We start from the raw sequence: 9362 nt of genomic DNA on the forward strand, positions 1-9362 counted from the left end.
AATTCCCTCGCCGACCGAGGGGATGACGTACCCCTCGCTTTTGACCAGCTCGACGAGGTCCGGGTTAATCTCGTAGCTGTAGGCCAGGGCGAGGGCGGGGAGGAGCAACGTCAATAAAGCCAGCTTACGCAAGATTCCTCCTGCGGATTGGAGGGATGTTCAATTTTCTTTTTTTGAGATATGCGAGCAGAGATACAGATACCTGAAAAAAATCCCGCAGTCAAGGAGAGATTCGCTAGGGCATAACTCGGTTCGCCGGGGCGTAGCTCGCTTCGCTTGGTTCGCTCGGTTCGCTCGGTTCGCCGGGGGCGTAGCTCGCTTCGCTCGGTTCGCTCGGTTCGCCGGGGGCGTCACTTCGTTTTTAACCCTGCGGCGTGACGGCGGGCTGGGAGTACGTTAAAAAGGCGTTCTCGGGGAGGTACCGGAGGATAGTTGCCGGCACCCCGTCCGGCGTCCCCCCGAACCGCCGGTACCCCTGCACGGCGCTGGCCACGAAGGCCTCGCTCGGCGGCTTGCCCAGCTCGATGAGCCGGGCGATGAGCTTGAGCTCGCAGCGGTAGACCAGGAGGTTCTCGTAGTCCGAGTAGGTCACCTCCACGGTCGAGTAGGCGTGGGGAAGGGTGTGCAGCGTCTCGTGATAGGCCAGGCAGTAGAGGTCGGAGGAGTTGGAGACGGCCGCGGAGCCGATGGGCCTCAAGTAGATTTGACAGATGAGGTAGCCGGTGGCGGGGTCCTCCTTGAAGGGGCTGCAGCTCCCCAGGTTTACCCAGTGGCTGAACCCGGGGTTGTTCTCCAGGGTGGGATCGTCCCCCACGGTTATCCTGACCTGCCGTTTCCCCCCGGCGGCGACCATCTTGAGGGGTGAAAGGTTGAGGATGGCCCCGGCCAGCCCCTCGTATTTCGCGGGATCGGGAAGGTTCTCGGTGGCGTAGAGATTACCCTCCAGGACCACGCCGGTTTCGGTTTCCGTCGAGTGGGAGAGCTCCTTGGCGTAGAGGTGGCCCGCCAGCCAGAGGACGGCGACCAGCAGGGCGACGAAGACCCCCTGCCGTGCCCGGTGCCGGGCGAGGAGCCGGGTCAGCTTCTTCAGCGGATCCCTCTTGCGCTCTTTCTTCTTCATGGTTTGTTATCGCCCCTGACGAACATACTATGCTGGCCAGTCCCGGACAGTGGGCTACCGCTCTAATCGTTTCTCTAGCTGGTCCACTACAAAAAGCTGAAAAGCAAGTGCGGTGGTCATATTCTCTTCAAGAAGGATACCACGAATCCTATTTACACGCCCCTCGTCCATAATGAGCTTGTTGACGTAAGTCTCGAAATCTTCCGCACTCCAGCCGTAGGAATCCAAAACCTTGTCGAAATCCGCCCCTGGGTCGTCCTTAGTCCCAAGTTCGAGAAAAAATGCCACGAAGTTCTCATCGTTAAGCTCCTTGCTGCAACCAGAAACGCAGAGCAGGAAGAGGACGGCCAGGAATACAACCAGTATCCGTTTCATCTCTTGCTCCTTTTTTATTTAGACCTACATCCAAGAGCGGGCTTCGGCGTTCACTCAATAGGGATAAGCTATTCGTACGTCCTCTTAATCCACCCCCAACTTATATAATCGGTTTAGGGTTCGGGGTCCGAGGGCTCCCACTCCACGCGAATTCTGAGGTCGGTCTCCAGTGTCTGCCATTTGGCCAGCCTCTGGATGCCCTCGAAAATTTCCTCTGTGGTAGCCACATCCCACGTCCTAGTGCGCGAGTGATTGTATTCCCAGTCATGCGTGAAATCTGCGCGTAGAACTGACGTTTTAAGCTTAATGACTATAAAAAACTCCGGCGGAACCTCTACGGGCTCATTCAATGTCAGGGTGTGCCAGGCGTTGTACACGGGTTCCTTTAAGTCGTGAAGTGGCGCTGTATAAACCAGCGGACCGGCCAGAATTTCGCCTGGGTTGTCGTCATCGCCCCTTGAGTAAATGTACAGTGTTGGCGAGTAAGAGTACGAAGTAGAGTCCTCGGCGGGGTTGGCGAAGAAATCAAAATCGCATTTTAATATACTGATCATCCCCGCCTGCCCCCCTGTATCTCCTGGCCCATCTTCTCCTTCAGCGTCATGGAACAAGACGGCCACGTATACACTCCTGATGGATATACACCCCTGTGCGGCTTGCTGGGATGCCTCATCATCATCCCAGTAAAGCTCCGTCGCGGATAGGCCGCAGACAAAAACCAGGCTAAAAGCTACGACTCTCCACATTTAGCTGCCTCCATCGGCAAAGGGGTCCATCCAATCCATTATATCCCGTCGGTCGGATATTTCAAAGGCCCGCCGCCACCCTGGCGCAACCCTCCAGGACGGCGAAGGGGCGGACCCGCGCCCACGGGTAAGCCGCGGCGTATCTGGGCGCGTTGCCCCCGTGGAAGAGGAGCGGCAATCGCCCCAACGGCAGACCGAGGCAATCGGCGTACCCCGCGAGCAGCCGCGCCACGGCCGCCTCGACCTGGACCCGGGCGCCCAGGCGCAGGCACCCCTCGGTGGTCGAGCCGAAGGCCGCGTCCGGCGGCGCGTCGGCGGGCTCCAGTCGCGGCAGGGTCCCCAGCTTCCCCAATCCCGCTAGGATGACCCCCTCGCCGGCCAGAATCGCCCCCCCGGCGAACACCGGTTCGCCGTCCCGGACCCGCACCAGGTCCACGGTCACCGCGGTCCCGCAGCCCAGCACGGCGACGGGCGCGCCGAGTTCCCGGACCGCGGCGTGGGCCGCCAGCACCCGGTCGTCGCCGAGCCCCTCCCCGTACAGGGCGGCCAGGGGGCACCGTTCCCGTGCGTTTACCGGCAGGATTCCCCGCCGCCCGAGCCAGCCCCGCAGCGCCTCGCGGGCCGGCGGATGGGTGGAGACGCCCAGGGCGCCGGATATCCCCTCGAACTCGGCGAGCGCCGCCCCGGGGTCGGCGGCGAAATCCGCCGCGTCATACACGCGGACCGGCCCCAGTACGCCATCGGCGACACTGGCGAGCTTGACCCGGGAGTTGCCAAGATCGAAAACAAGGTATACCATGGGGACAGCATAGCAATCGCGGTATTTTCCCACAAGGAGGAAAAATTCAGAAAAAGGTGGCGGTTATCCTGTCCGGCTGCGGGGTCAAGGACGGGGCCGAGATTCACGAGGCCGCCTGCGTCCTTTTGGCGATAAAAAAGGCCGGCGCCGACTACGTCTGCTACGCCCCGAACAAGCCCCAGCACGACGTGGTGGACCACCTCAAGTCCGCCCCCACCGGCGAGAGCCGCAACGTGCTGACCGAGTCCGCGCGCATCGCCCGGGGCGACATCCGCGACCTGGCCTCGTTCAAGGCCGCCGACTGCGACGCCCTGGTCATCCCCGGCGGTTTCGGTAGCGCCAAGAACCTCTCCGACTACGCCTTCAAGGGCGCCGATGCCACTCCGGACCCCCAGTTCGCCGCCGCGGTCAAGGCCATGCACGCCGCGGGCAAGCCGGTGGGCGCCATCTGCATCACCCCCGCCGTGGTGGCCAGCGTCTTCAGGGGCACCGGCGTCTCGCCCACCCTCACCATCGGCACCGACCCCGGCACCGCCGCCGACATCGAGGCCATGGGCTCCAGGCACGTCAAGTGCGCCCCCACGGACTGCGTGGTGGACGAGAAGAACCGCATCGTCACCACCCCGGCCTACATGTCGGCCGCCCATATCGGCGAGGTGTACGAGGGGGTCTGTAAGCTGGTCAAAGAGGTTCTCCGGCTGGCGTGAGCCCGGTATTGGCGCGAAACGTGGCGGGGGCGCGTCCCCCGTCCCTGACGAGGAGCCGCGTGTACGTTTTCGGACCGGTGCCAAGCCGTCGTCTCGGGGTCTCCCTGGGGCTCGACGTCACGCCGCGCAAGACGTGCAGCCTGAACTGCGTCTACTGCCAGCTCGGCCCGACGGACCGGCCCACGGTCGAACGCCGGAGCTTCTTCGACCCGGAGGCGTTTTTCGCCGAGCTCGAGGAGCGGGCGCCGGGCCTGCCGCCCATTGACTACGCCACCTTCTCCGGCTCCGGGGAGCCGACGCTCAACGCGGACCTGGGCCGTCTTATCGAGGGGGCGAGGCGTATTCTAAAGGCGCCCGTGGCCGTCATCACCAACGGCACCCTGACCCCCGACCCGGCGGTGCGGGCGGATCTCGTCCGGGCCGACCTGCTCCTGCCCAGCCTGGACGCCGCGAGCCGGGCGGTCTTCGAGCGCGTCAACCGGCCGGCGCCGGGCCTCGATATAGAGGTCATCATCGCCGGGCTGGCGGCGCTCCGGGAGGAGTACGGCGGGGGAATCCACCTGGAAATCCTCCTGGTGGCCGGGCTGAACGATACCGAGGAGGAACTTGGGTGTCTACGCGCGGCGGTGAACCGCATCGGCCCCGACGTGGTCCACCTGAACACGGTGGTTCGGCCGCCGGCGGTGCTGTCCGCCCGGGCCGTACCCGCGGACCGCCTCTTCGAGATAGCGGCGGGCTTCGACCCCCCGGCCAGGGTCATTGCCGACTACGCCGGTCCCGTCACCCGCGAGAGGGCCCTGGATCTGGAGACCGAGATTACCGCGTACCTCCTGCGCCGGCCGGCGAGGGCCGCGGACCTGGCCACGATGTTCGGCCGCGACGAGCGCGAGGTGGAGGGCGCCCTCAAGGAGCTGACCTCCCGGGGTCAAGTCCTGTTGCGGAACATGGACGGGGAGGCGTACTACACCCACGTGGAGGGGGAATCTTGAGCTACGAGGTACTCCAGGGAATCATCCGGGGGCGGCGCAGCGTCCGGGCCTTCAAGCCGGACCCCGTTCCCCCCGCGGATGTGGAGAGGATGCTCGATGCGGCGCTGTGGGCCCCCTCGGGGAGCAACACCCAACCCTGGTTCTTCACCGCGGTCAGCGACCGGACCGTTATCGCCCGGGCGGCGGACCTCGTCCGGCTGGAGGTCGAGCGCGTTTCTCTGGAAGTGTCCGGTTTTGCCGGAGGCATTACTCGCTTCGCTCGTTTTGCCGAGACGGGGAAAGGCCTGGCGCGTTGGGGCACCTTCTTCGAGGGGGCGCCGCTGGTCTTCTTCGTCGCCGGGCGGAGGGAGCAGTCCTCCTGGCGGATGAGGCTGGCCGAGGTTCTCCCTGGGCACCCTGCCGCGGGGGAGGGCACGTCCTGGCTGGTCAGCTGCGCCGCGGCCGTCCAGAACCTCCTCCTCGCGGTCCACGCCCTGGGCTACGGCGCCTGCTGGATGGGCGCCCCCCTGGTGGCGCGGGTGACGCTGGAGGAACTGCTGGAGCTGCCCGAGGGGTACGAGCTTCTGGCGGTGGTTCCGGTGGGCCGTTCCGCCGAGGAGCCGTCCCCGCCGCGGCGCCGACCGACGGGGGAGACGGTCCGGCTGATGGATTGAGCGGACGCGGGGTCTTTAAATAAACAAAATATCAATAGCTTTACCCCCGGATTTTTTCTTGACGGGGAAATCCAAACGGGATAGTATCCCCTACGGCTATTCGACACCCCCCCGGTAGGGAATCAGGCCATCGAAGGAGGAGTCCATGGCGTATGTGATTACCGACGAGTGCGTGGAGTGCGGGGCCTGCGTGCCCGAGTGTCCGGAAGAGGCCATCTCCGAAGGCGAGCCCTACGTGATTGACCCCGAGCTCTGCTCCGACTGCGGCACCTGTGCCGAGGTCTGCCCCACCGAGGCGATTCTACCCGGCGAGTAGCCCGCGCCTGTATCGCCGCCGAATAGCGAGTGGAATTCAAGGGGCCCGAGAGGGTCCCTTCATAATAAGAGCTTGAAACCCGGGGGGCCCGAGAGGGTCCCTTCGTCAAAGCGCGTGAAATTCAAGGGGCCCGAAAGGGTCCCTTCGTCGTCCCCAGAGTCCCGTTTTTTCACGGGGGTGTGTGACGGGGTCCATTGACAGGCCCCCCGGTGGCGACTATTCTAGGCGCTCGGCCACTCTAGCCGGGGCGCTAGCGGTGCCCTCGCGGCTTCGGCCGTGCCAGCAATCCGCTATAGGCTGGGGCGAACGCCCGGCGAGGCGCAGGCGGACCGGTTTCCGCGGTCGGGGCTGCGGCGTTGATGGCCCGGATCCCCGCATCCGGCAAAGGGTCGAGACAAGGGGCTTAAACCCCTTGTTACCTTCGACCGTCCTCGAACCCCGTCAGGCCCGGGAGGGAGCAGCGGTAGAGGTGCGCTGGAGTGCCGGGGACGATCCGGACCGGAGCCGGAGAACCGTCGGCGGAGCCGGTGGCGCGCGTCGGACCGGCGCCGGGTGGCCGTTTTTTTTGACCCGCCCCGGGAATCAACCGCGCCTCCGAGGCGTACATCACTCTCCCGACCCGGCGGATCGGCCGGTTGGGCCGGAGGTTCTCCCCTTCGGGACAATCGGCGCGCCGCGATGCCGACTTGGAGTGGCCGGGTTCCATGACTGGGCGCGGAGCCGCACCCGCGAGCCGGTAAGTTGTCAGGGGGTGCGTTTCGTGTATTTATGGCTGATTTGTCACTTATCCGGTCCGGAAATTGACGAGCCGGCCGCCGCGCGGGTTTCAAACGCTGGAAAAAATCCCCTTTTTCTCAGGTGCGTCAATTTGATAGGGTTATTAATAGATAAATACAGTAGGTTATTCGATAAACAGTCTTGCTAATCGGTCTTTGCCGACATGTTTGCCATGTTTGCGTATTTGTGTTAGTTTTTTTGTCCCTCACGCCCCAGCTGGCTGAATAATCGACCGAAAGACGGACCATGCGGCTGCCGCTAGGCAAGGCTTTCCAACCCAACCTCCCGCCGCAGAGCCGGACACTGTTCCAGCTCCTGCGGGCCTTCACCGTGAGCGGATTCCGGGGCTACATCACGCAGCAGAAGGACGGCACGTGCTGCGCCATCCTCTGCCAGGGCGGAATCCCCGTCTCCGCGGTAGCCCGCGGCGATTCGGGGGAGACGCTCTCGGGGCCGACGGCGGCCCACCGGTTCTCCACCGGGCTGGAGTGGGACGCGTGCAAGTTCGTCGAGCTGGACCAGCGGGCCCTGAACAACGCCCGCGTCATCTCCCGGGCGGACTGCTACGCCTCCGGCCTGGCGCCCACATCCGCGGAGTTGAACCGCTTCTACAACGAGTGCAGCACCAAGGGCTTGAACGGCCTGATTCAGCTCTACGACGACGCCCGGGAGTTCTACGTCCCCATAAAGGGGGGCCGGATCGTGGAGCGGCCCTCCGGCGAGGAGTACGACAACTTCCGCGCCCGGGGCGGATACAGGGTGGACCTCTACCTCTACCAAAACGGCCAGCTGGCCGACCAACCGCTGTCGTTGGATAACTTCATCTCCCCCCTCTGGCTCCGCGACTTCCTCGTCCGTCAGCTCAACGCGAGCTTCAAGAAGTCCATCGGGCTGCTCCTCGAGGAGCTCGAGGTCGCCGAAATCGGCTTTGGGAACCTCGAACACTGGTTCAAGCGGATCGGGGAGTTCCTCGAGACGTTCGTCTGCTCTTCGAGGCAGGCGAAGGTTTTTCTCGAAAAGGTCCGGGCGCTCTTGGAGAGCACCGAGGAGTTCCAGCACATCAGCCGGACCAACCCTTAAACCCATCGCGCGGAGGTGCCATGGACATCATCCTCTACGTCATGAGCGGCCTGGGAATCCTCCTGATGGCCTTCGCCGTCGTCCAGTGCATCCGGCTGTACCGGATCGTGCCCGGCGGCAAGGCCAAGGGCGCCCTGGGCATTCTCCTCGTCCTCGTCGTCATCTTCCTCTTCGGCTACATCGCCGGCGCCGTTCTGCTGTTCAACATGGAGACGAATTTCGTCAAGGACGCAATCGTGTTCGGCATCTTCGACCTGGGCGCGGTCTTCGTCATCGTGGCGCAGGGTCTCATCCGGCGGATACTCACCTATTTCGAGGGGCGGAAGTCCTGACGCATCAGTTAAAATGGGGGCCGAAGGGCCCCTTTTTTATGACGGTACGTTCCTTTGATCCGGCCTTCGGCGACGAGCTGCAGCTGGCGGTGGGGAAAGGCCTGGAGGTCCACGTCTGGCGGCTCTCCATTACGGTTGACGAAGAGCCGCCGCACCCACTGGCCGTCCGGTTGACCGGGAGGCTCTCCGCCGACCTCGACCGGCCCGCTTGACCCGCCGGGATTTTTTGGCTATACCTGGATTGAAAAAGGGCGAAGGAGAGCCGATGCGCCGCGCCACCGCCGTTCTGGTCCTCGTTCTTTCGACGGTTTCGCTCGCCGAGGTGACCGTCCCCCGCTGGCTCGATCCCCAGGGGCGGGAGCCGTTGAGCTACTCGGCCTGGGTGGAGGCTAACCCCGGGCGCGCGCAGTCGTCGCCGGTTGAGAGCGGCCGGGAGACGGCCGCGGTTTCACTCTCGCCCACGGCGGTGGGCCGGGTCCTGGTCATCGTCGAGGACCGCCTGTGCGCCCCGCTGGACGACGCCCTCGCGACCTGGTACGACGACCTGGCCGCGGACGGGTGGACGGTGGACGAGCTGGTCTACACCGGCGGCGACGCGGCCTCGGTGCGAGCCTCCATCGCCGACGCATACGCCGGCGGCGCGACCGGTGCCGTCCTCATCGGCGCCATCCCCGTCCCCTGGTTCGAGATGGACGAGCCCGCCTGGGGCTCCTCCACCCACGAGGAGTTCCCCTGCGACCTCTACTACATGGACACCGACGGGACGTGGTCCGACGGTGACGGCGACGGCATCCTGGACTTCCACACCGGGGACATCACCCCCGAGGTGTGGGTCTCGCGCATAGACGCCCGGGAGATGACCTTCGGCCAGGAGCTGGACCTGTACCTGGCCTACTTCGCCAAGGACCACGCCTATCGGAACGGGGGGCTGGGCGTCCCCGATCGGGGGCTGGCCTACAACGACGACGACTGGTACGACTACTCCGACGGTCTCAACGCGGCCTATTCCGACGTCGCCCGTTTCACCGACCCAGCCCAGACCACGGCGGACCACCTCCTGGAGCAGTACGCCCAGGGGTTCGAGTTCGTCCACCTGATGAGCCACTCCAGCCCCTGGGGGCACACCTTCAAGATTCCTTCGGGCTACGCCGGAAGCATCTACAACTGCGAGATCGAGGCGCTCCTGCCCGAGGCGGTCTTTGTCAACCTCTTCAGCTGTTCCTGCACCCGTTTCGTGGAGTTCGACTGCATCGGGAGCTGGTACATCTTCCACGCGGGGCCGGGGCTGGTCGCGCTGGGCTCGGCCAAGACCGGCTCCATGCTCGAACACTACGGTTTCTACGCGCGGCTGGGCGCCGGGGACTCCATCGGGGAGGGTTTCCTCGCCTGGGCCCAGGCGAACATCTACCCCGGGATGAGCGCCGATTACAAGTACTGGTACTACGGGCTGAACATCCTGGGCGACGGC

Annotated in this window: 12 protein-coding genes; 8 read left to right on the forward strand and 4 right to left on the reverse strand. The window is 64.6% G+C overall.

What is annotated here, in order from left to right:
• Positions 1 to 361: 361 nt before the first annotated feature.
• The 4 genes from NTW26_08145 to NTW26_08160 form a co-directional block, all read right to left on the reverse strand.
• Positions 362 to 1120 (reverse strand): hypothetical protein, encoded by a 759-nt coding sequence (locus tag NTW26_08145; protein ID MCX7022221.1) that lies wholly within the window; start codon positions 1118 to 1120, stop codon positions 362 to 364.
• 54 nt (positions 1121 to 1174) lie between these two features.
• Entirely contained in the window at positions 1175 to 1495 is a 321-nt protein-coding gene (locus tag NTW26_08150) for a hypothetical protein (GenBank protein MCX7022222.1), read from the reverse strand.
• 113 nt (positions 1496 to 1608) lie between these two features.
• Positions 1609 to 2241 carry a hypothetical protein gene (locus NTW26_08155; protein MCX7022223.1) on the reverse strand — a complete coding sequence of 211 codons (633 nt, stop codon included), beginning with the start codon at positions 2239 to 2241 and terminating at the stop codon, positions 1609 to 1611.
• Between the two features lie 61 nt (positions 2242 to 2302).
• Positions 2303 to 3040 (reverse strand): type III pantothenate kinase, encoded by a 738-nt coding sequence (locus tag NTW26_08160; protein MCX7022224.1) that lies wholly within the window; start codon positions 3038 to 3040, stop codon positions 2303 to 2305.
• 44 nt (positions 3041 to 3084) lie between these two features.
• Here NTW26_08160 and elbB point away from each other — a divergent pair, with 44 nt between their 5' ends.
• The 8 genes from elbB to NTW26_08200 all read left to right on the forward strand — a co-directional run.
• A complete protein-coding gene (elbB, locus tag NTW26_08165) occupies positions 3085 to 3747 on the forward strand; it encodes an isoprenoid biosynthesis glyoxalase ElbB (GenBank protein MCX7022225.1) in 663 nt (220 codons plus the stop codon).
• Positions 3748 to 3806: 59 nt separating this feature from the next.
• Positions 3807 to 4736, forward strand: coding sequence for a radical SAM protein (locus tag NTW26_08170; GenBank protein MCX7022226.1), 930 nt, complete (start codon positions 3807 to 3809; stop codon positions 4734 to 4736).
• Positions 4733 to 5389 (forward strand): nitroreductase family protein, encoded by a 657-nt coding sequence (locus NTW26_08175; GenBank protein ID MCX7022227.1) that lies wholly within the window; start codon positions 4733 to 4735, stop codon positions 5387 to 5389. The genes NTW26_08170 and NTW26_08175 overlap by 4 nt, the downstream gene beginning before the upstream one ends.
• 145 nt (positions 5390 to 5534) lie before the next feature.
• Complete coding sequence (locus NTW26_08180; GenBank protein ID MCX7022228.1) at positions 5535 to 5705, forward strand: 4Fe-4S binding protein; 171 nt, start codon at positions 5535 to 5537, stop codon at positions 5703 to 5705.
• Between the two features lie 1023 nt (positions 5706 to 6728).
• On the forward strand, positions 6729 to 7562 hold the full coding sequence (locus tag NTW26_08185; protein ID MCX7022229.1) for a hypothetical protein: 834 nt from the start codon (positions 6729 to 6731) through the stop codon (positions 7560 to 7562).
• Between the two features lie 20 nt (positions 7563 to 7582).
• Complete coding sequence (locus tag NTW26_08190; protein ID MCX7022230.1) at positions 7583 to 7894, forward strand: hypothetical protein; 312 nt, start codon at positions 7583 to 7585, stop codon at positions 7892 to 7894.
• A gap of 38 nt (positions 7895 to 7932) precedes the next feature.
• Positions 7933 to 8106 (forward strand): hypothetical protein, encoded by a 174-nt coding sequence (locus NTW26_08195; protein ID MCX7022231.1) that lies wholly within the window; start codon positions 7933 to 7935, stop codon positions 8104 to 8106.
• 53 nt (positions 8107 to 8159) lie between these two features.
• Positions 8160 to 9362, forward strand: a 1203-nt coding sequence (locus NTW26_08200) for a C25 family cysteine peptidase (protein ID MCX7022232.1), incomplete at its 3' end; no start/stop codon positions are given.

This window comes from bacterium, assembly GCA_026398675.1.
GTDB lineage: Bacteria > RBG-13-66-14 > RBG-13-66-14 > RBG-13-66-14 > RBG-13-66-14 > RBG-13-66-14.